Raw genomic sequence first — 20,592 nt, forward strand, 5'->3', positions numbered from 1 at the left:
ATCTCCCGGCAGGGGCGCCGCACCTCCGGTCCGCGCGAGCATGCCCCAACTCCACAGAGAGGAAGTCCGTGTCATGCGTGTTCTGCTTGTGGGAGCCGGCGGTGTGGGCACCGCGATCACCCGGATCGCGGCCCGGCGCTCGTTCTTCGACGAGATGGTCGTGGCCGACTACGACCTGAGCCGGGCCGAGGCGGCGGTCGCTGCCCTCGCGGGCGCCGCGGGCCGCTTCCGGGCCGAGCACGTCGACGCGTCCGATCAGGCCGCGGTGACGGCGCTGCTGACGCGGCACGGGTGCGACGTCCTGCTCAACGCCACCGACCCGCGGTTCGTGATGCCCCTCTTCCAGGCGGCGCTCGCGGCCGGCGCAACCTACCTCGACATGGCGATGTCTCTGTCGCGCCCGCACCCCGAGCGGCCGTACGAGGAGTGCGGGGTCATGCTCGGCGACACGCAGTTCGCGCAGGCAGCCGACTGGGAGAAGGCGGGCGCGCTGGCTCTCGTCGGCATGGGTGTGGAGCCTGGGCTGTCCGATGTCTTCGCACGGTACGCGGCCGACGAACTCTTCGACGAGATCGAGGAGATCGGCATCCGCGACGGCGCGAACCTCACCGTCGACGGCTACGAGTTCGCACCCTCCTTCAGCATCTGGACCACCATCGAGGAGTGCCTCAATCCGCCGGTCGTCTACGAAGCGGACCGCGGCTGGTTCACCACCGCGCCCTTCAGCGAGCCGGAGGTGTTCGACTTCCCTGAGGGCATCGGCCCGGTCGAGTGCGTGAACGTGGAGCACGAGGAGGTGCTGCTTGTCCCCCGTTGGGTCGACGCACGGCGCGTGACCTTCAAGTACGGCCTGGGCGAGGAATTCATCCAGACCCTCAGGACGCTGCACCTCCTGGGCCTGGACCGCACCGACCCGGTGACCGTGCCGAGCGCAGCGGGCCCGGTGGGTGTGTCGCCCCGCGACGTCGTGGCCGCCTGCCTGCCGGACCCGGCGACGCTGGGCGAGCGCATGCACGGCAAGACCTGCGCGGGCACCTGGGTGCGCGGCACCAAGGACGGCGAGCCGCGCGAGGTCTACCTCTACCATGTGGTCGACAACCAGTGGTCGATGGCCGAGTACGGCTCCCAGGCAGTGGTGTGGCAGACGGCCGTCAACCCGGTCGTCGCCCTCGAACTCCTGGCCACGGGCGCGTGGACCGGCTCGGGAGTCCTCAGCCCGGAGGCCTTCCCCGCGCGCCCCTTCCTGGACCTGCTCAGCGCGTACGGCTCTCCGTGGGGCATGCGGGAGCAGTGACCCGTCCTCGGCTCACCGGGGGATCCGACGTCTCTCCTCGGTGAGGGCGAGCGTCGGACAGCCGATCTCATCGCCGCTGTCGGGGTCCTCCCAGTTGTCGGCGTCGGCCAGGAGCACCGTCAGGGAGGGATTCGCCGCGAGATCGTCGCATGCGCGGTGAACCCTCCCGTCCTGTGCACCTCCCGGCCGTGGAGTCCCGGAGCCGGGCGGGCGACTGCACGGCCCCGGGGCCCGGGCGGTCAATCTCACAGGGGCCAAGGGCTGTCCCGCGATCCCTGACGGGCGCACAACGACAGCTACGGCACCTCGCCGCGTTGTCGGAACATCCGAATACATCCAGTATTCGGATGCCCCTCCGCCTTGCGATGCACCGCATCCGACGCCGCGCGCTGGTCCGTCAGGGACTACGGGACAGCCCTTAGGGCCTGTCGGGCGACCTCTGATCGGGCGGCCACGGCGTGGCACGCACGCTTCCGGCGTTGCCGAAATGCCCTAGTAGCTCCTTCCCCAAGCTCTCAGCTTCGTTCGAGCAGGGGAGACCCCATCCGAGGACCTTCCAGCGCCTTGGAATCGCACGCACCACGCCGCGTCCGCTCTCCGATCGAAGGTCACCCGACAGGCCCTTAGGCGATCACCATCAGGAGGTCACCCGCCTCGACCTGCTGAACAGAGGTGATGGCCAGACGGTCCACCGCTCCGGCGACCGGAGCGGTGATGGCGGCCTCCATCTTCATCGCCTCGATCGTCGCGATGGTCGCACCCGCCTCGACCCGGTCTCCGGCTGCGACCGACAGCGTCACCACCCCGGCGAACGGCGCGGCAACGTGTTTCGGGTCGGACTTGTCGGCCCTCTCCGCGGCCGGCAGTTCCGAAGCCACCGAGCGGTCACGCACCTGGATCGGCCGGAGCTGGCCGTTGAGCGTGGCCATCACGGTGCGCATGCCGCGCTCATCCGCTTCACCGATCGCCTCCAGTGCGATGAGCAGCCGCACCCCGGGCTCGAGGTCCACCTCATGCTCCTCTCCCGGCAGCAGACCGTAGAAGAAGTCCTTGCTCGGCAGGACTCCGGTGTCGCCGTAGGCGTCCCGATGCGCCTCGAACTCCTTCGCCGGCCCGGGGAACAGCAGCCGGTTGAGGGTGGCCCGCCGGTCCTTTTCCAGTCCGTCGCGGTCCCCGGCGGACAGTTCGGCGACCGGCCTGGGCGCGGCGCGGCCCTTGAGAGCCTTATTGCGGAACGGCTCCGGCCAGCCGCCGGGCGGGTCGCCCAACTCGCCGCGCAGGAAACCGATCACGGAGTCCGGAATGTCGTACGCGCCGGGCTCGGCGGCGAACCGCTCGGGTGAGACGCCCGCGCCGACGAGGTGCAGGGCGAGGTCGCCGACCACTTTGGACGACGGTGTGACCTTGACCGGGCGGCCGAGCATGCGGTCGGCCGCAGCGTACATCGCCTCGATGTCCTCGAACCGGTCGCCGAGACCCAACTCCCGGGCTTGGACACGCAGGTTGGACAGCTGGCCGCCGGGGATCCCGTGGTCGTACACGCGCCCGGTGGGCGAGGCCGGGCCGGCCTCGAACGGCGCGTAGATCCTGCGCACGATCTCCCAGTACGGTTCGAGGTCGCCGACCGCCCGCAGGCTCAGCCCGGTCGGCCGCTCGGAGTGGTCGGTGGCCGCGACGATCGCCGACAGCGAGGGCTGCGAGGTGGTGCCCGCCATCGAGGCCACTGCTCCGTCCACGGCGTCGGCGCCCGCGTTGATCGCGGCCAGGTAGGTGGCCAGCTGACCGCCGGCCGTGTCGTGGGTGTGGAGGTGGACGGGCAGCTCGAACTCCCTGCGCAGCGCGGTCACCAGTTTCGCGGCGGCGAGTGCCCGGAGCAGTCCCGCCATGTCCTTGATCGCCAGGACGTGTGCACCGGCCTCGACGATCTGCTCGGCGAGCCGGAGGTAGTAGTCGAGGGTGTAGAGCTTCTCGGCCGGATCGGACAGGTCCGAGGTGTAGCACAGGGCCACCTCGGCGACGGCCGATCCGGTCTCGCGTACGGCGTCGATCGCCGGCCGCATCCGGCCGACGTCATTGAGCGCGTCGAAGATACGGAAGATGTCGATGCCGGTCCGGGTGGCCTCCTCGACGAAGGCGGTGGTGACCTCCGCGGGGTATGGGGTGTAGCCGACCGTATTGCGGCCACGCAGCAGCATCTGCAGGCAGATGTTGGGCACTGCCTCACGCAGGCGGGCCAGGCGGTCCCATGGGTCCTCGGCCAGGAAGCGCAGCGCCACGTCGTAGGTGGCGCCGCCCCAACACTCCAGCGAGAGCAGCTGCGGCAGAGTCCGGGCCACGGCCGGGGCGACGGCCAGCAGATCCTTCGTCCGCACCCGGGTGGCCAGCAGGGACTGGTGGGCGTCCCGGAAGGTGGTGTCGGTGACGGCCACCGCGGGTGATTCCCGCAGCCGCCGCGCGAAGCCCTCCGGCCCCAGCTCGGTCAGCTGCTGCTTCGACCCGGCGGGCGGTACGCCGTTCGCGATGTCCGGCAGTTTGGTCGTGGGGTTGATCAGGTGCGGGCGCTCGCCGTGCGGCTTGTTGACCGTGACGTCGGCCAGGTAGGTGAGCAGTCGGGTGCCGCGGTCGGCGGAGTGGCGCGAGGTCAGCAGATGCGGGCGCTCCTCGATGAACGACGTGGTGACCCGGCCCTCCTGGAAGTCCGGGTCGTCGAGGACCGCCTGCAGGAACGGAATGTTCGTGGCCACGCCGCGGATGCGGAACTCGGCCACCGCGCGCCGGGCCCGTCGCACCGCGGTGGCGAAGTCGCGGCCCCGGCAGGTCAGTTTCACCAGCATGGAGTCGAAGTGGGCGCTGATCTCGGAGCCGACGAAGGCAGTGCCGCCGTCCAGCCGGATGCCGGAGCCGCCCGGCGAGCGATACGCGCTGACGGTGCCGGTGTCCGGCCGGAAACCGTTGGCCGGGTCCTCGCTGGTGATCCGGCACTGCAGTGCGGCGCCCCGCACGTAGATCCGGTCCTGCGCGAGACCGAGGTCGGCCAGGGTCTCGCCGGCGGCGATGCGCAGTTGCGCCTGGACCAGGTCGACGTCGGTGACCTCCTCGGTCACCGTGTGCTCGACCTGGATGCGCGGGTTCATCTCGATGAAGACATGGTTGCCTTCGCGGTCGAGCAGGAACTCGACGGTGCCGGCGTTGCGGTAGCCGATGCTGCGCGCGAAGGCGACCGCGTCGGCGCAGATGCGGTCCCGGATCGCGGGGTCGAGGTTGGGCGCCGGGGCCAGTTCGACGACCTTCTGATGGCGCCGCTGCACCGAGCAGTCCCGCTCGAACAGGTGGATGACGTCGCCGTGTCCGTCGGCGAGAAATCGAGCTGAGCGGCGGCTTGCCGGAGGCGGACCGCTCCCTTGCCGACATCACGAGCTATCTCGAAATGGTGAGGCTGAAGACGGCCGCGTTGCTGCGCGCCGCCTGCCGTGTCGGGGCGGTGCTGAGCGAGGCCGGCGAACTGCAGGCTGATGCCCTTGGCCAGTCCGGCGAGGCGCTCGGCATCGCGTTCCAAATCCGCGACGACCTGTTGCCCTACGGTCCGCAGCCAACGCGCCAGGACAAGCCCGCCGACAGCGATCTGCGCAATGAACGCCCCGCGTTGCCGCTTCTGCTCGCCGCACGGGCCTCGGGCCCCGGCGTATGGGACCGGTTGGTCGGCGACGGGCGCCCCGACGCGGACGGGCTCCGCACGCTGCTGGGCGCCACCGGCGCCCTGGAAGAGGCGCGCTGCATGCTCGACGGCTATGTCCGCCGCGCGCACACGGCGCTCGAAAAAATCCCGGCCAGCGGCCACCGCCAGACCCTGGCCCGGGTGGCCGACTTCGTACAGGTCTCGCCCGCCTGGCTACCAGCACGCCGCACCGCGCCCGCCGCGGCCCGATGAAACCCCAGCTGTCCAAGATCAGCTCGGGCGCCCGCGCGGAACGACCGGCTCAGATCCCTGGTCCGGGCCGCACCGAGCCGCACGTTCCGTCGTGTCTCGCTCCCGCTCGGCGATCATGCCCGCGCGGCGGCCCCATGAAGAACCCGCCATCCACCGCAGCGACAGACACCGGCTCGTTCGCTTCAGTGCAGGAGCCGCCTCTGGCGCGGCGGTCGCCGTCGTCCAACGGTCAGCCGTTCACGGAGATCGCCCGAGGCACCGAGGCGGACGCGGAGCGCGCCCCGGACACGGTGCACGCTGCCGCGCCCGCCTGAGAGCCTGTCGGGTGACCTTCGATCGGAGAGCGGACGCCGCCCCGCTCAGCCCGCGAACTGGGCCATCCACACCTCGACTTCGTCCGCGGCGCGCGGCAGGCCGGCCGACAGGTTCTCGTGGCCGCCGTCGGTGACGACCAGGTCGTCCTCGATCCGGACGCCGATGCCGCGCCATTCCTCGGGCACGGTCAGATCGTCCGCCTGGAAGTACAGGCCCGGCTCGACGGTGAGCACCATGCCCGGCTCCAACACGCCGTCGACGTACTCCTCGTTTCGGGCCATCGCGCAGTCATGGACGTCCAGACCGAGCATGTGGCCGGTTCCGGCCATGGTGAAGCGGCGCTGCAGGCCGAGTTCGTACGCGCGGTCGACGGGGCCGTCGATGAAGCCCCACTCGACCAGCCGCGCCGCCAGGTAGCGTTGCGACGCCTCGTGAAAGTCGCGGTACAGGGCACCCGGCTTGACCGCCGCCATGCCGGCCTCCTGGGCCTCGTACACCGCGTCGTAGATCTCGCGCTGCAGCGGCGTGAAGGTCCCGTTGATCGGAAGTGTGCGGGTGACGTCAGCGGTGTAGAGGGAGTGCGTCTCCACGCCGGCGTCGAGCAGGAGCAGATCGCCCGGGCGCACCGGACCGTCGTTGTCCGTCCAGTGCATGATCGTGGCATGCTCGCCCGCGGCGCAGATCGAGCCGTAGCCGACGGCGTTGCCCTCGAGACGTGCCCGGCGGAAGAAGGTTCCCTCGATCCACCGCTCGGACGACGCGATCGCCCGGGAAAACTCCCCGATGACGTCGGTGAATCCGCGCACGGTGGAGTCCACAGCCTTGCGGATCTCGGCGATCTCCCACTCGTCCTTCACGAGGCGGAATTCGCTGAGTGCCTCCTCCAGCTCGGAGTCACGCTCCTCATCAGTGGTGACAGCGGCTTCAAGGGACGGGTCGTGACCACGGACGATCCGCGTCGGTGCGCCGGAGGCAGCGGCCAGGTCGCGGGCCGCCGTGCGGACGTCGCGGCAGGGCAGTCCGAGCACGCGCTCCGATTCGGTGAGGGAACGGCGCCGGCCCATCCACAGCTCTGCCGTCGCGCCTGTCCAGAAGACGTCGTTGTCCCTGCTGTCCCGTGGCAGCTGGTAGCAGTACGCGTCGTGGCCACCGTCCGCGCGGGGTTCGAGCACGAGAGCGCCGTCACGGGCCTGGTCCCCGGTCATGTGCACATAGCCCGAGTACGGTCGGAACGGGTAACTGTCGTCGTTCGAGCGGGTCTTGAGATTCCCCGAGGGGATCACCAGGCGTTCGCCGGGAAAACGCGTGGAGAGGGCGGCGCGGCGGCGGGCCGCGTACGGAGCCTGCTCGCTGAGCTGCAGACCGTGCCGCTCGGTGTCCGCCCACCCCGTCCGCATCAGGGCGGACAGCTCCTCGGAGATCCCTTGGTAGAGACCGTTCTTTCGGCCTTTCGCCACTTCATACACCTTCTTCTGGGTGGGTTCCTCAGGGGCGAGGGGCAGAGAGGCGCGTTCGGACAGGCCGAACTCCCTCCCGGTGCAGCCCCAGGCACACTCGCTGCCACCGGTCGTCGGCGGCTCCCGGACGGTACCCCGCACCGCGCTCATCGGGTGCCGAAGACTGCCACTGGCACAGATCGGCCACCGGACCTCCGAACCGCCCGCCCGGCCCGAACGGGAGCCGTCGATAATGAGGCACATGGCAAACGCAAAACTCAGCGAAGCTCTTCGGCTTCTGGGGATCGATCACGAGGCAGGCCGGGTCTATCTGGCCCTGCTGGATCTGGCACCCGCTCCGCTGAGCGCGATCGGGGCCGCGGCCGCTCTGGACGGCGCGGAACTCGCCGCGGCGTACGGCGAACTGGTCGACGCAGGCTTGGCCAGTGCCGCCGTGGAGGGCCAGGATGTGGTGGCCCCGGTTCCGCCCGCCGCAGGGCTGGAGATTCTCGGCCGGCACCGGGCGGCAGAGCTCGACGAGTCGCGCATCACCGTCGGGGGCGCGTTCGAGTCGTTCCGGCGGCAGCGGCTCGCCGCGTACAACGACGATCTCGTCGAAGTCGTCACCGGGGAAGCCATCGGTCCCAGGATGCGCCATGCCTGGGCCAGTGCCCGCGAACAGATCCGGCAGTTCGACTCACCGCCGTACTTCCCCCTCTCCGGCGCCACCGACGATGCGCTGGCCACCCTCGCCCGCGGTGTGACGCAGCGTGTCGTGTACTCGCGGGAGTCGCTGGAGCATCCGGGCCAGCTGGAGGCGGTCATCGAACCGTGCATCGAGGCCGGTGAACAGGCCAGGGTACTGCCGTCGGTGCCGGTCAAGCTCGTGATCATCGACGAGGCGTACGCGCTCGTGTCGTTGTCGATCAAGGAGGCCGATGTGCACAACACCATGCTGGTCGTGCAGCCGTGCGGGCTGCTCTCCGCGCTCGTGGCACTGTTCGAGCAGGCATGGCAGAACGCACTGCCCTTCCACGGCCGCACCGTCCGGCCGGGCGGCCTGCTGCCCGCCGACCGCCGCCTGCTGTGGCTCCTGGCCGGCGGTGCGAGCGACGAGGTCATCGCCCGGGAGATCGGAATCAGCCGCCGCACACTGTTCCGCCGGGTGCAGATCCTCATGGCCCGGCTGGGTGCCACGAGCCGGTTCCAGATGGCTCTGCAGGCGCAACGTTGCGGATGGCTGTAACTGGGGCATGCCCGTCTGCCCCGACGGGGGGCGACGCGTCGTCCCCGGTCAGCATCCCGAGCGGGCGATCGCGCTGCGCCGGCGGCGACTGCGCGAGAGCCTGTCCCGTCAGGGCGCGGACCGGGCACTGCTGAACGTACTGGAGGAGGTGGTAGGCGGCGCGCTGCGCCTCCCGGATCATGGGTCGCCCCTTGCGCCCGACCGCCCCGGATCGCGCCGCGCGCGGAACGTGCCGACACTGGGCTGGAGCGGCAGCGCGGCGGATGAGCGGCGGATGGGGCACATGAACAGGAGCAGGAGCGGCGCGGAGGAGACGGACGTCTCGATCACCCCGCCCAAGACCTGGGCGGTAGGCGCGCCGGCGGTGGCCAACGCGCTGCGGTACTCCCTGGAACAGACGACGGTCCGCCGTACGGCGCTGACGCTGCTCAACCTCGACCGGACCAGGGACTTCGACTGCCCGGGCGGCGCCTGGCCGGAACCGGACCCTGCTCACCCGGAGACCAATGTCCTGGTGCCGCTGGACAGTACGGCCGAGATCAGCAACACGCCGACGTGGAAGGGGATCGTGGTCAGACTGGAACGCACCACGACCGGGGCAGCCGGCGCCACCGACACGGCCCCGCGGTCCGATGGCCCATGAAGGGACCCCCGAGGACCTGGTCCGCGCGGCCTACGCCGCGGGCGTGACCGACGACCGTCTCCTGGCGGCCGTACGGAGCATCCCCCGGGCGGAATTCGTCCCCGCGGACGAGGTGGCATCCGCGTACCGGGACACGCCCGTTCCGCTCCCCCACGGGCAGGTGACCACCCAGCCCTCGCTGATCGCCATGATGGTCTCCGCTCTCGGCCTCACCGGAGACGAACAGGTCCTGGAGGTCGGGACCGGATACGGCTGGCAGACGGCGCTGCTGGCCCGCTTGGCCGCGTACGTCGTCAGCGTCGACCGCTGGCCCGACCTGGTCGACGAGGCCCGCCTGCGGCTGGCCGGGCAGGGCGTCGGCAATGCCGAGGTCGTACTCGGCGACGGGACGCTGGGGATACCGACCCGTGCCCCGTACGACGCCGTCATCGTGTGCGCGGCCTTCCCGCGAGTGCCTGAGCCGCTCGTGGATCAGCTCCGCACCGGTGGCCGGCTCGTCCAGCCGATCGGGCCGGGCGGGCAGGAGCGCGTCGAGCTGTACGAGCGGCGGGCCAGCGGCCTGGTGCAACGCAGGACGGTCACCGCGGCCCGGTTCGTCCGGCTGTACGGCGCCCATGGCTACGACCAGCGGTGACGCGCTCAACGCTGATAGGTCCCGACCAGGGTGCCGGAGGCCAGCTCCCTGCCCTTCAGGGCTCGGTGCACGTCTTCGGCACCCGGGTGGTCGTGCAGCGGCAGCGGCGCTGACAGGGCGTACAGGCGGAAGAAGTAGCGGTGCGGCCCGTGCCCCGGCGGAGGCATCGGCCCGCCCCAGCCCACGCGGCCGAAGCCGTTGGGCCACGGCAGGCCCCCCAGGGGCTTCTGGCCCTCCGCCGCCCCGGTGGTCCCCGGATCAATGCCGGTCACCAGCCAGTGCAGGAAGGTCGTCCCCGGCGCGTCCGGGTCCTCGCACAGGAGCACCAGCTCCGTGGCCTCGTGGGGCACCCCCGACCAGGTCAGGGGCGGTGAGATGTTCTCACCCTCCCCGCTGTACCGACGGGGGATCACCGTTTTGTCGTCGAACGCGGTGCTGCTGAGTTCAATTCCGCTCATGCGCGTCGCCCTACCCGCAACGGCGGCACCGGCACCGGTCCGCACCCCAAAACCCCCGTTCGGCCGAGCCCACCCGGGCCGCCGCCGGAAGCGGGGATGAAGATGGCAGTGTGCCGACAAGGATCCTGCTCGAGAGCCGCCCTGGCGCGGGCAAGACGACCGCCCTCCGTCGGCTGGCCGCGCTGCTGCCCACCCACGCGGCCACCGGCTTCACCACCGAGGAGATCCGGCAATCCGGCGCCCGCGTCGGATTCGCCCTGGAGACTCTGGCAGGCCGGCGGGAGGTACTCGCCCATGTCGACCTGCCCGGTCCGCCACGGGTGGGGAAATACGGCGTTGACCTGGGCGTCATGGAACGACTGGCTCTGCCGTCGCTTCGGCCGGCAGCAACCGAGGAGGCTACCGGGCGGCTGGTGCTCATCGACGAGCTGGGGCGGATGGAACTGGCATGCACGGCGTTCCGGCACGCGGTCGACGCGCTGTTCGCCGCAGAGGTCGACGTCGTCGCCACGGTCCACACGCACCGCGATCCGTTCACCGACGCCCTCAAGCGGCGCGCCGACATCGAGGTCGTCCAGCTCACTCCGGCAAACCGGGACGTCCTGCCGGGGGAGCTCGCAGCCCGGCTGCAGCGGCCCCGGACGCACGGAAGGCCCCCCTCTCACAGATGAGAGACCGGCCTCCGACTCGAGGTCGGCCGTTGGGCGAGCGAGGCCGGGACGTGCACCTCCAGGCGATCACCTACGCCGCTCTGGCAGGTAGTCGAACCCGCTGCCTTTGCCGCAGCCCGTCGAGCCGCCCTGTCCGCAGCCATTTTGGCCCTCGGCGCTGGCTGCAGTACGCGAGGCGCCCGGTAGACGGCCCCTGGTTCAACGAAGGCCGGAGTGATAGTCGCCAAGGCGTCTGCAAGGGCGCGGCGCGTATTTCCTGGGGTGCGGTCCCACCGTTGCTCGATGTACTCCCGGGCCAGAACGTACCAAGTGGTCCGCTGCTTCAACGCCCGGATTTCGGAGGCCGGCAGACCTGACTGGGTGTCGAAGGGTTCACCGTCGCGAGCGGCGGTCATCAGCTTGGAGCGCCGACTCCCACTGAACCACCGTTGTGTCCGCCGCGCAATGATCGGCGGCCGTCGGTGGCGGCAGAGAGGTAGAACCCTCTTTCTCCTTTCTCCGGGTGGCAGAAAGCCCGTTCGAGGCCGGTCGAGCGACGGCTGTTACAGAATTCCGTGCCGGTCTCGCAGGGGTGAGCCGTGGTGCGCGCGGGTTGGCGTGGCGCGCGCTGTGCCGGGTGTGCCGGTATCGAACGGGTGGATGCAGTGGTCAGTGATTGACGGGCACCCGGGTAGTTGAATGCGTGCCAAATGCATGCGTGCGTGACGGAAATGTCTGCATTTCGTAACACGTATCGAGGTGTCTGCCGTAAATCGGGCGATCGGGCCAAAGTGTGCGCTCTCGGCGTCACGCCGGGACCGATCAACGCTCGGGCCGCACGGTCCGGGCCTAGCCGGGATGTCATGCGGCCGGCGTGGGCCTCCCGAGGGGAGGAACAGTGCGGGGGGCGTGGGCCTCCCGGGGGGAGGAACAGTGCGGGGGCGTGGGCCTCCCGGGAGGAGGAACAGTGTTGGGCGAACCCGTCGAGCCACTGGGGACCTGGGGGGTTCTGTGCTGCAAGGGGGACTAGTCAGCCCGTTGTCGTCGGCGCGCGAGCGTCTGGCGAACGGCGCGATCAGACAGCCCGCGATCGAATGGGAGCAGCGGTACCGCCGTGCCGTGATCACCAGCGATACCGTGGCCACCGCCTTCGTGGTGGCGGCCATCGGCAACTTCTTCGGGGCCCGGGACGCGGCCAACTGGCATGAGAAGTGGGGAATTCTCGCATTCGGCACCGAGCTGCTGGTGCTGGGGGCGCTTGCGGTGAGCCGGTCGTGGGCTCCGGCCGTACTCGGCCAGGGCGCCGAGGAATTCCGCCGACTCGGACGCTCACTGTTCGCGGCGACCGTCGTACTGGCGCTCGGCGGGATCGCCCTCACCTCGCGCAACATCAAGCTCTGGATCTTCGTCGCGATCCCCGCGATCGCGCTCATCACCATGACGGAGCGGTATCTGCTGCGCCTCTGGCTGCACAAACAGCGGAAGGAAGGACGGTGCCTGCGACCGGTGCTCGCTGCCGGGAGCCTGGCCACCGTCAGCGACCTGGTCACCCGAACCCGCAAGTTCCCGCACCTCGGCTGGCGGGTGGATGCGGTGTGCACGACGGACGGTCTCGGGCTCGACGGTGACCAACTGGACGGAGTGCCGGTCGTCGGCCGACTGGCGGATGTCGCGGGCCACGTCCACCGCGACGGCTACCGTGTCGTCGCGGTCACACCGGACCCGCACTGGTCACCGGACCGGCTGCAGCGGCTTGCTTGGAACCTCGAAGGCAGCGACGCCGAGATGGTCGTGGCCCCCGTGCTGATGGAGGTGGCCGGCCCGCGGCTGCGCATCGACGCGGTGCTCGGGATCCCGCTGCTGCGGGTCAGCATGCCGACCTTCACCGGGGGCAGCCGGGCGGTCAAAGAGGTCGTCGACCGGATGGGCGCGGCGATCCTGCTGATCCTTTTCGCGCCGCTGATGGTGTTCGTCGGGCTGCTCGTGCTGGTGGACAGTCGGGGTGGGGTGTTCTACCGCCAGCGCAGGATCGGCAAGGACGGCCGCGAGTTCACCATTCTCAAGTTCCGCACCATGGTCGCCGGGGCTGACGGGGCACGTGCCGAGCTGGCCGACCGCAACGAGGGCGCCGGCCTGCTGTTCAAGCTCCGCCGGGATCCGCGGGTGACCCGGGTGGGAGCAGTGCTGCGCCGGTACTCGATGGACGAGCTCCCGCAGCTTTTCAACGTGCTCACCGGATCGATGTCGCTCGTCGGTCCGCGGCCTCCGTTGCCGGGGGAGTCCGCTGCGTACGGCCCGGACATCCGGCGGCGGCTGCTGGTCAAGCCTGGACTCACCGGCCTGTGGCAGATCAGCGGACGCAGCGACCTGGAGTGGGAGGAGGCGGTCAGGCTGGATCTGCGGTACGTGGAGGACTGGTCGCTCGCCCTGGACACAGTGATCTTGTGGAAGACGCTGCGTGCGGTGCTCTACGGGCAGGGGGCCTACTGATGCGCGGGGGTCGCCATCCGGCCGGCGCCCGGACCGCAGGCCGGGAGGGCCTGCCTGGGGAGAGGAACGGGTCATGAGAGTCAGCGTTTTCGGGCTCGGCTACGTGGGCTGCGTGTCGGCCGCGTGCCTGGCCAGCATGGGTCACGAGGTCATCGGGGTGGACGTGAACCAGGTGAAGGTCGACCTGGTCAACGACGGCAAGGCCCCGGTGGTCGAGGAGCGTATCGGCGAGCTCATCGCCGAGGTCGTGCGGACCGGAGCGTTGCGCGCTACCGGCGACGTCCGCGAGGCGATCATGGGCAGCGAGGTGTCGCTGGTCTGCGTGGGCACGCCGTCGGAGCCCAACGGGAGCCTGTGCACCGGGTACTTGGAGCGGGTCACCGAGCAGATCGGCGCCGCGCTGGCCGAGCGGGGTGGGCGGCACACCGTCGTGTTCCGCAGCACCATGCTCCCGGGCACCTGCCTGAACCTGCTGGTACCGATCCTGGAGAAGTACGTCGGCGGCACGGCCGGGGTGGACATCGGGGTCGCGGTCAACCCGGAGTTCCTGCGCGAGGGCACGAGCGTGCGGGACTTCTTCGACCCGCCCAGGACCGTCATCGGCGAGCTCGACCCGGCAAGCGGCGATGCGGTGTTGACGCTGTACGACGGCCTGCCCGGCGAGGTGTTCCGGGTACCGGTCCCGACGGCCGAGGCGATCAAATACGCGGACAACGCGTTCCACGGCCTCAAGATCGGCTTCGCGAACGAGCTGGGCGCGGTGTGCCAGGCGCTCGGGGTGGACTCGCACCAGGTGATGGACGTGTTCCTGGCCGACCGCAAGCTGAACATCAGCCCCGCCTACCTACGGCCCGGCTTCGCCTTCGGCGGCTCCTGCCTGCCCAAGGACCTGCGCAGCCTGGTCCACACGGCGCAGCGGGCCAACGTCTCGGTGCCCATCCTCGCCCACGTGCTGCACTCCAACTCCGCGCATCTGCAGCGCGCGGTGGAGCTGGTCGAGCGCACCGGCAAGCGCCGGGCGGGCCTGTTCGGGTTGTCCTTCAAACCCGGCACCGACGACCTCCGCGAGAGCCCGCTCGTCGAGCTGGCGGAGAGGCTCTTCGGCAAGGGTTACGACCTGCGGATCTACGACGCCAACGTGAGCCTCTCCCGGCTGCTCGGCGCGAACCGCGAGTACATCGAGACCCGGCTGCCGCACCTCGCGCAGCTGCTCGCGGATTCCGTCGACGAGGTGCTTGAGCACGCCGAGGTGTGCCTCGTCGGGACCAGGGATCCGGCCGTGCTGTCGGCGCTGCCCCATGGCGCCGACGGCCCGGTGATTGTCGACCTCATCCACCTTCCCGACGCCGAGACGCGCCGGGCCGAACCGGGGTACATGGGCCTTGCTTGGTAACACGACCAGCGGCGACCGGGCGGACCGGTGCGCGCTGATCCTGGTGGAGAACCTGTCGGTGCCGTTCGACCGGCGGGTGTGGCAGGAGTGCACGACACTGCGCGACGCGGGCTGGAAGGTGCACGTCATTTGTCCCCAGGGGAGTAAGCGGGACACGGAGCCGGAGGCGGAGATCGACGGGGTGCGGATCCACCGCTACCCGTTGCGCGCGGCCACCGGAGGGCCGGCCGGCTACCTGCGGGAGTACGGATCGGCGTTGTGGCATACGGTCCGGCTGGCCCGGAAGGTCGGCCCGGTCGACGTGGTCCACGCCTGCAACCCGCCCGACCTGCTGTTCCTGCCGGCACTGTGGCTGAAGCGGCGCGGGGCGCGATTCGTCTTCGACCAGCACGACCTGGTACCCGAGCTGTACCTCTCCCGGTTCGACCGCGGCGAGGATCTGCTCTACCGCGCCGTGCGCGCGCTGGAACGGCTGACCTACCGGACCGCGAACGTCGTGCTCGCCACGAACGAGAGCTACCGGGACGTCGCGGTGCGCCGTGGCGGTCGGCGGCCGGAGGACGTTTTCGTGGTGCGCAGCGCGCCCGATATCGACCGGTTCCAACCGGTGCCGCCCGAGCCGGAGCTGAAGCGCGGCAAGCCTCATCTGCTGTGTTACCTCGGCGTCATGGGCCCGCAGGACGGCGTCGACTATGCCTTGCGGGCCCTCACGAAGCTGCGCGACGAGCTCGGGCGGACCGACTGGCATGCGGTGTTCGTCGGCGCCGGCGACACCTTCGACGCGATGGTGGAGCTGTCCCGGCGGCTCGGGCTCTCGGAGCAGGTGCAGTTCACCGGGCGCATTCCGGACGCCGATCTGGTGCGCTACCTGTCCACCGCGGACGTGTGTCTCTCCCCCGACCCGCACAATCCGCTCAACGACGTGTCGACCATGAACAAGGTCCTGGAGTACATGGTGATGGGCCGGCCGATCGTCTCGTTCGACCTCCGGGAGGCGCGAGTTTCCGCCGGTGACGCCGCCGTCTACGCGCCCGCCAACGACGAGGCCGCGTTCGCCGGGCTCATCGCGCTGCTGATGGACGATCCGGAGAAGCGGGCCCTGATGGGCAAGATCGGCCAGGAGCGGATCAGCGGGTCGCTCTCCTGGCGGAACTCGCAAGCGTCGCTGATCGCCGCCTACGCCGCTGCCTGCCGTGACCACGCCCCGGTGTCGGCGGGCAAGACGGTCCGAACAGGGAAGAGGACGCGGCGTTGAACGATGACACGATCCGCCTGGTCACCATCGGGCGGATTCTCCGCCGGCGCTGGCGGCTTCTCGCCGTCCTCACCGTGGTGGGCGCGCTCGTCGGCTACGGTGCCTCGGTGCTGCTGTTTCCGCCGCGATACACGGCGTCGGCATCGGTACTGTTGCCTGGACAGTGGGGAGAGCGCGAGCTGCTGACCCAGGTGGACATCGCGACCAGTTCCTCGGTGGCCGACCGCGCGGCCGCCACGCTCGACTGGCAGGGCGTCAGCAGCGCCGACCTGCGGGACCGAGTGAGCGCCAAGGCCGCTGACGGGAACGTCATCAAGATCTCGGGCACGGCCGACACCCCCAAGCGCGCGCAGCAGCTCTCCGACCGGATGGCCCAGCAGTTCGTCAGCTACGCCGCGCGGATCGCAGGCGGCAGCACCGACTCCGACGCGGCGTCGGGGACCGAGGCGCTGCGGAAGCAGGTGGCGGAGACCAACCTACGCATCACCGAGCTGGCCGATGCGGCCGATCCGGGGCAGACCGTGGAGAGCGTGCAGACCCGCACCGAGCTCGAGAAGCTGCGCACCTCGCTGCAGGAGGCCATGAACAAGCTGGACCAGGCCGACCCGGCCGCCACCAAGGTCAACATGGTCGTCATGGGACCGGCGGCCCGGCCGGCTGGCGAGGCACCGCCGACGAGGATCCAGCTCATCGTCGCCGGGGCACTGCTGTTCTTCCTGCTCGCGGTCATCGGCCATCTCACCGCCGCACGGATGAGTCGCCGACTGCGCACCGAACCGGAGATCGCCGCGGCGCTGGGCTCGGCGCTGCTGGGTACCGTCGACGTACCTGATGAACCGTCCGCGCACCGGCCGGAAGACCGTGGCCCGCGGGCCCGGATCCGCCGGCTGCTGGGCGTCGACATCCGGTGGGACCTACCGACCCCGCAGACGTCCGGCGACGAGGCCAGCAGGCAGATCCGCTACCGGCGGGTGTGCGCCCGCCTCCGGGACCAGCTGCCGGCCCCCCGGCGGCCGCTGGTTGTCGTCCCGGACGGCGACGAGATCGCCCGCCGGGCCGCCGGGCAGCTCGTCGCCGAGGCCGAGAGCGATCCTTCCCCAAGCTCTTCGAGCAGGGGATACCCCATGCTGCGGGTGGTGGGGGTTTCGGTGTCCCAGCCGATGGTCCCGGACCGCGACAACGAGTCCGGCGTCCTGATCGTGCTCAGCGCGGGCAGCTGGACCGCAGGGGAACTCGCCGGCATCGCCGAGGCGTGTGCGGACGCCGAGCACGAGATCGTCGGCATCGTCCTCGCCGACACGGTCCGGGTCAGTTCGACGCGGTCCGCCGGCCATCCATGGGATGCCGCCGTGCCGGCGCTCGCGGTTGGCGGCGACGCAACGGGAGGTTCAAGGTGACGACGAGTACATCTTCGGAGTCGTCTGCCGCCGCTCCGCTGCTGGACCTGCAGGCGCTGGTGGTGGCGGTGCGGAGGCGGCGCCGCCTCTGGTGCTCCATGGCGCTGCTGGGACTGCTCGTCGGCGCCGCGGTGGCGGTCCTGCTGCCATCGCCGCCGACCGCGGTGACCAAGGTGCTGGTCGCGCATCAGGAGGACCAGCCGAACGACCCCGGAACGCTGATCCGCACCGACGCCGCGCTGCTGCAAACCACGCGGATCGCCGACAAGGCCCTGAAGTCCCTCGACTCCCCGGAAAAACCAGAGGACTTCATGCAGGACTACGGGGTCATCGGCTTGACCAACAACCTGCTGCAGATCACTGTGACAGGTGACAGCGACGCGGAAGCGGTGACCCGCGCCAAGGCGCTGGCCGATGCGTTCGTCGCGGACCATGTGAGGCGGATACAGGAAGCCGCGAACGCCGAGTCCAAGGCCCTGCTCGACCAGCGTGACCGAATGCGGGACGATCTCGCCAAGGTCAACAAGGCCATCGGAAACGGATCGCCGGAGAGTGGGCCGACGGCGTCGTCCGACCTGGAGTCGCTCTTCGCCCGCCGGGCCGAACTCACTTCGCGGATCACCGATTTCGGCCAGCGCGCCGCGGAGGCACGCATCGGCACGCCCCAGCTCATCGCCGGCACACAAATCGTGGACGCCCCGCGCGCGGTGCGGCACTCCCTGCCCAGGGCCGCTGCCACCAACGCCGCGATCGGGCTCGTCCTCGGGCTCGTCCTCGGGCTCGCGGTGGCCGCGGTCGGCACGGTGGTGGCGGACCGCCCCGTGCTGCGCAGGGAGATCGCGGCGAACCTGGGCGCCTCGGTCATCGCGGAGCTGCCCCGCCGGTCGGGCAGGCTGTGGCAGCGCCGACGGATCCGGGCGGCACGCGAACGGCTCACCGCGTCACTGGCCCGCACCGTGCGCGGCTCCGCGGAACCGGTGTCGCTGCTGGAACTGGGCTGTGCGCGCAGCACGAGCGTGATCGCGCTGGACCTCGCCAGGGCACTGGTGGCGGATGGGCCAGTGGTCATCATCGATGGTCTGCCCGGCCCGCAGCTCGCCAAGCGCCGCCCGAAGCCGGGAGATCCGACGGTGGTCAGCGGCGAGCGTGCCGCGGCCGTGTCGCATCAGGAGCGCCGGCTCGGCGTCGGCTCGGTGGCGCCCGGCGCGGCGTGGACCGACCTCCAGTACCTCGGCACTCAGACCGTGCTCGTCGTGCGTGCCGGGCACAGCAGCGCCGCATGGCTGCACACCGTGGCGCGGCAGCTCGCGGACCAGCGCATTCCGGTGATCGGTGTGGTGCTGATCGACCCCGATCCGCGTGACCGGACCGACGGCACGCTGTGGGACGGGCTGCACACCGCGCTGCGCGGCCAGAACGAGTGGCTGGCCCGACAGAACGGGACGGGCCGACGGCGGGCTGAGCGGCCGCCGATGTGGGCGCCACGGGTCCCGGACAGCGACCAGGAGGCGCGGTAGGACATGTGTGGCATCGCAGGCACTTACCGATGGCCGGACGGGAAGGTCGTGACCGACCGGCTCACCGATACCCTCGCCCACCGCGGTCCGGACGGGGCGGGCCGGTACAGCCACGCCGTCGGTGAGGGCGAAGTGCACCTCGGGCACCGCCGACTGGCCATCATCGACCTGTCCGAGACCGGCGCCCAGCCGATGGTCTCGGACGGCCTCGCCCTGACGTACAACGGCGAGCTGTACAACGCGCCCGAGCTGCGTGCCGAACTGGCCGCCGCCGGGGTGCGCTTCCGTGGTACCTCCGACACCGAGGTGCTCCTCGAGGCCTGGCGGCGCTGGGGCACGGACTGCCTGCCCCGGCTGCGCGGCATGTTCGCGTTCGGGATCTTCGACGAGCGAACCGGTGACCTGGTGCTCGCCCGCGACCAGCTCGGCATCAAGCCGCTGTTCCTGCTCCGGCGCGGCGAGGGTCTGGTGTTCGCCTCCGAGCTCAAGGCGCTCGCCGCCGCGACCGGCAGGTCGCTGGACGTGGACCACGCGGCGCTGGTGGCCTCACTGCTGTACTACTGGGTGCCGGACTCACGGTGCGCGTACCGCGAAGCGGAGAAGCTGCCGCCGGGGAGCTGGCTGAGGTGCCGGCGCGACGGCCGGGTGGAGCGCGGCCGGTACTGGCACCTGAAGGACGTCGCCGCCGAGGGCCTGGAGCGAGCCCGGAGCGGCGAGCGGCCGAACCTGGCCGCCATCGTCGAGGAGTCGACTCGGCAGCACCTGCTCTCCGACGTACCGGTGGCGACCTTCCTCTCCGGCGGCCTCGACTCAAGCTGGCTGACCGCGCTGGCGGCCCGCCACCGACCCGAGATCTCCGCCTACACGATCGGGTTCCGCGCCGAGGACGCCAAGTTCGAGGCGATGCCGGACGACCTGCGCTATGCCAGGAAGGTGGCCGAGCAGTTCGGCGTCGACCTGCACGAGATCGAGATCGCCCCGAACGTGCTCGACCTGCTGCCTCAGATGACGTACCACCTGGACGAGCCGATCGGCGATCCCGCCGCGATCAACACCTTCCTGATCTGCTCGGCCGCTCGGGAGGCCGGGGTCAAGGTGATGCTCTCGGGGATGGGCGCCGACGAGCTGTTCGCGGGGTACCGCAAGCACCTGGCCAACCTGCTCGCGCTGCGCTATCAGCGCGTCCCGCGGCCCTTGCGTCGCGGCCTGTCCAGGGCCGTGGACCGGCTGCCGGTCGCCACGTCCCGCCGCGGGTACCGGTCGGTGCGCTTCGCGAAGCGGTTCCTCTCCTTCGCCGATCTGCCGGAGGAGACTGCGTTCCGGCGCAGCTACACCATGTACGACCAGGACGAGCTGCTCGCCCTTCTCGATCCGGACCTGGCCGGGACGGTCGAGGACGTGCTGACCGAGCACGCGGACGTCTACCAGGACAACAACCTCGACGACTTCGTCAACCGCATGTGCCTGGGCGACGCCCGGATGTTCCTGCCGGGCCTGAACCTCACGTACACCGACCGGTCGAGCATGGCCGCGTCGACCGAGGTACGCGTGCCGTACGTGGACGTCGAGGTGGTCAAGGCGGCGTTCGCCGTGCCCGGCGATCGCAAGATCGTCGGACGACAGGGCAAGGCCGTCCTCAAGGAGGCGGCCACCTCGATTCTGCCCCGGGAGATCGTGTACCGGCCGAAGGGCCTGTTCAGCGCCCCGCTGCGCGCCTGGATGAGCCGGGATCTGGCACCGCTGGTGCGCGAGGTGGTGCACGACGGCGTGCTCGTCAATTCCGGGTTCCTGCGCCGCGACGCGCTGGCGCGCATGGTCGCCGAGGACGCCGCCGGGCAGCGGGACTTCTCCAAGCATCTGTGGCACGTGCTGACCCTGGAGTACTGGTATCGCGGCGCGACCTCTGGCTCCGGCCAGAGCCAGACGGCTTAACGGC

Annotated in this window: 15 protein-coding genes and 1 pseudogene; 13 read left to right on the plus strand and 3 right to left on the minus strand. The window is 70.6% G+C overall.

The window, feature by feature from the left end; translation table 11 throughout:
- The first annotated feature begins 73 nt into the window (after nucleotides 1–73).
- Nucleotides 74–1,294 (plus strand): saccharopine dehydrogenase family protein, encoded by a 1,221-nt coding sequence (locus ACGFSA_RS15105; RefSeq protein ID WP_393304219.1) that lies wholly within the window; start codon nucleotides 74–76, stop codon nucleotides 1,292–1,294.
- Nucleotides 1,295–1,917: 623 nt separating this feature from the next.
- On the opposite strand, the pseudogene ACGFSA_RS15110 reads toward ACGFSA_RS15105, so the two are convergent.
- Nucleotides 1,918–4,659, minus strand: a pseudogene (locus ACGFSA_RS15110) (pyruvate carboxylase); the annotation flags it as partial.
- A 14-nt stretch (nucleotides 4,660–4,673) separates the two neighbouring features.
- On the opposite strand from ACGFSA_RS15110, the gene ACGFSA_RS15115 reads away from it, so the two are divergent.
- Nucleotides 4,674–5,222, plus strand: coding sequence for a polyprenyl synthetase family protein (locus tag ACGFSA_RS15115; protein ID WP_393304221.1), 549 nt, complete (start codon nucleotides 4,674–4,676; stop codon nucleotides 5,220–5,222).
- 185 nt (nucleotides 5,223–5,407) lie between these two features.
- The gene (locus ACGFSA_RS15120) at nucleotides 5,408–5,536 is read left to right on the plus strand and encodes a hypothetical protein (RefSeq protein ID WP_393304301.1); all 129 of its coding nucleotides are present in this window, start codon (nucleotides 5,408–5,410) and stop codon (nucleotides 5,534–5,536) included.
- A gap of 45 nt (nucleotides 5,537–5,581) precedes the next feature.
- On the opposite strand, the gene ACGFSA_RS15125 is transcribed toward ACGFSA_RS15120, so the two are convergent.
- On the minus strand, nucleotides 5,582–6,994 hold the full coding sequence (locus ACGFSA_RS15125; RefSeq protein WP_393304223.1) for an aminopeptidase P family protein: 1,413 nt from the start codon (nucleotides 6,992–6,994) through the stop codon (nucleotides 5,582–5,584).
- Nucleotides 6,995–7,235: 241 nt separating this feature from the next.
- Here ACGFSA_RS15125 and ACGFSA_RS15130 point away from each other — a divergent pair, with 241 nt between their 5' ends.
- From ACGFSA_RS15130 to ACGFSA_RS15140, 3 genes are all read left to right on the plus strand, one after another.
- Nucleotides 7,236–8,219: a LuxR family transcriptional regulator gene (locus ACGFSA_RS15130; protein WP_393304225.1), complete on the plus strand. Its 984-nt coding sequence runs from the start codon at nucleotides 7,236–7,238 to the stop codon at nucleotides 8,217–8,219.
- Nucleotides 8,220–8,502: 283 nt separating this feature from the next.
- Nucleotides 8,503–8,862 carry a hypothetical protein gene (locus tag ACGFSA_RS15135; RefSeq protein WP_393304299.1) on the plus strand — a complete coding sequence of 120 codons (360 nt, stop codon included), beginning with the start codon at nucleotides 8,503–8,505 and terminating at the stop codon, nucleotides 8,860–8,862.
- The gene (locus ACGFSA_RS15140) at nucleotides 8,852–9,496 is read left to right on the plus strand and encodes a protein-L-isoaspartate(D-aspartate) O-methyltransferase (RefSeq protein WP_393304227.1); all 645 of its coding nucleotides are present in this window, start codon (nucleotides 8,852–8,854) and stop codon (nucleotides 9,494–9,496) included. The genes ACGFSA_RS15135 and ACGFSA_RS15140 overlap by 11 nt, the downstream gene beginning before the upstream one ends.
- A gap of 5 nt (nucleotides 9,497–9,501) precedes the next feature.
- Here ACGFSA_RS15140 and ACGFSA_RS15145 read toward each other — a convergent pair whose 3' ends face one another.
- Complete coding sequence (locus tag ACGFSA_RS15145) at nucleotides 9,502–9,954, minus strand: YbhB/YbcL family Raf kinase inhibitor-like protein (protein WP_393304229.1); 453 nt, start codon at nucleotides 9,952–9,954, stop codon at nucleotides 9,502–9,504.
- A 110-nt stretch (nucleotides 9,955–10,064) separates the two neighbouring features.
- Between ACGFSA_RS15145 and ACGFSA_RS15150 the strand changes: the two genes are divergently transcribed.
- The 7 genes from ACGFSA_RS15150 to asnB all read left to right on the plus strand — a co-directional run bounded on the left by ACGFSA_RS15150 (nucleotide 10,065) and on the right by asnB (nucleotide 20,588).
- Nucleotides 10,065–10,625: a nucleoside-triphosphatase gene (locus tag ACGFSA_RS15150; RefSeq protein WP_393304231.1), complete on the plus strand. Its 561-nt coding sequence runs from the start codon at nucleotides 10,065–10,067 to the stop codon at nucleotides 10,623–10,625.
- Between the two features lie 990 nt (nucleotides 10,626–11,615).
- Nucleotides 11,616–13,094 carry a sugar transferase gene (locus ACGFSA_RS15155; RefSeq protein WP_393304233.1) on the plus strand — a complete coding sequence of 493 codons (1,479 nt, stop codon included), beginning with the start codon at nucleotides 11,616–11,618 and terminating at the stop codon, nucleotides 13,092–13,094.
- Between the two features lie 73 nt (nucleotides 13,095–13,167).
- Nucleotides 13,168–14,487, plus strand: coding sequence for a nucleotide sugar dehydrogenase (locus ACGFSA_RS15160; RefSeq protein ID WP_393304235.1), 1,320 nt, complete (start codon nucleotides 13,168–13,170; stop codon nucleotides 14,485–14,487).
- Nucleotides 14,477–15,742 (plus strand): glycosyltransferase family 4 protein, encoded by a 1,266-nt coding sequence (locus ACGFSA_RS15165; RefSeq protein ID WP_393304237.1) that lies wholly within the window; start codon nucleotides 14,477–14,479, stop codon nucleotides 15,740–15,742. The genes ACGFSA_RS15160 and ACGFSA_RS15165 overlap by 11 nt, the downstream gene beginning before the upstream one ends.
- The gene (locus tag ACGFSA_RS15170) at nucleotides 15,739–17,139 is read left to right on the plus strand and encodes a Wzz/FepE/Etk N-terminal domain-containing protein (RefSeq protein ID WP_393304239.1); all 1,401 of its coding nucleotides are present in this window, start codon (nucleotides 15,739–15,741) and stop codon (nucleotides 17,137–17,139) included. Before ACGFSA_RS15165 ends, ACGFSA_RS15170 begins: the two co-directional genes overlap by 4 nt.
- Nucleotides 17,136–18,656 carry a Wzz/FepE/Etk N-terminal domain-containing protein gene (locus tag ACGFSA_RS15175; protein ID WP_393304241.1) on the plus strand — a complete coding sequence of 507 codons (1,521 nt, stop codon included), beginning with the start codon at nucleotides 17,136–17,138 and terminating at the stop codon, nucleotides 18,654–18,656. The genes ACGFSA_RS15170 and ACGFSA_RS15175 overlap by 4 nt, the downstream gene beginning before the upstream one ends.
- A gap of 3 nt (nucleotides 18,657–18,659) precedes the next feature.
- Nucleotides 18,660–20,588, plus strand: coding sequence for an asparagine synthase (glutamine-hydrolyzing) (gene asnB, locus ACGFSA_RS15180; protein ID WP_393304243.1), 1,929 nt, complete (start codon nucleotides 18,660–18,662; stop codon nucleotides 20,586–20,588).
- Nucleotides 20,589–20,592 lie beyond the last annotated feature (4 nt).

This window comes from Streptomyces sp. NPDC048496 (assembly GCF_043200055.1).
Classification (GTDB): domain Bacteria; phylum Actinomycetota; class Actinomycetes; order Streptomycetales; family Streptomycetaceae; genus Streptomyces.

Coding starts and splice junctions, on each gene's coding strand:
- ACGFSA_RS15145 (WP_393304229.1), bottom strand. CDS start 9,954: ATGAGCGGAATTGAACTCAGCAGCACCGCGTTCGACGACAAAACGGTG.
- ACGFSA_RS15135 (WP_393304299.1), top strand. CDS start 8,503: ATGAACAGGAGCAGGAGCGGCGCGGAGGAGACGGACGTCTCGATCACC.
- ACGFSA_RS15140 (WP_393304227.1), top strand. CDS start 8,852: ATGGCCCATGAAGGGACCCCCGAGGACCTGGTCCGCGCGGCCTACGCC.
- ACGFSA_RS15160 (WP_393304235.1), top strand. CDS start 13,168: ATGAGAGTCAGCGTTTTCGGGCTCGGCTACGTGGGCTGCGTGTCGGCC.
- ACGFSA_RS15105 (WP_393304219.1), top strand. CDS start 74: ATGCGTGTTCTGCTTGTGGGAGCCGGCGGTGTGGGCACCGCGATCACC.
- asnB (WP_393304243.1), top strand. CDS start 18,660: ATGTGTGGCATCGCAGGCACTTACCGATGGCCGGACGGGAAGGTCGTG.
- ACGFSA_RS15130 (WP_393304225.1), top strand. CDS start 7,236: ATGGCAAACGCAAAACTCAGCGAAGCTCTTCGGCTTCTGGGGATCGAT.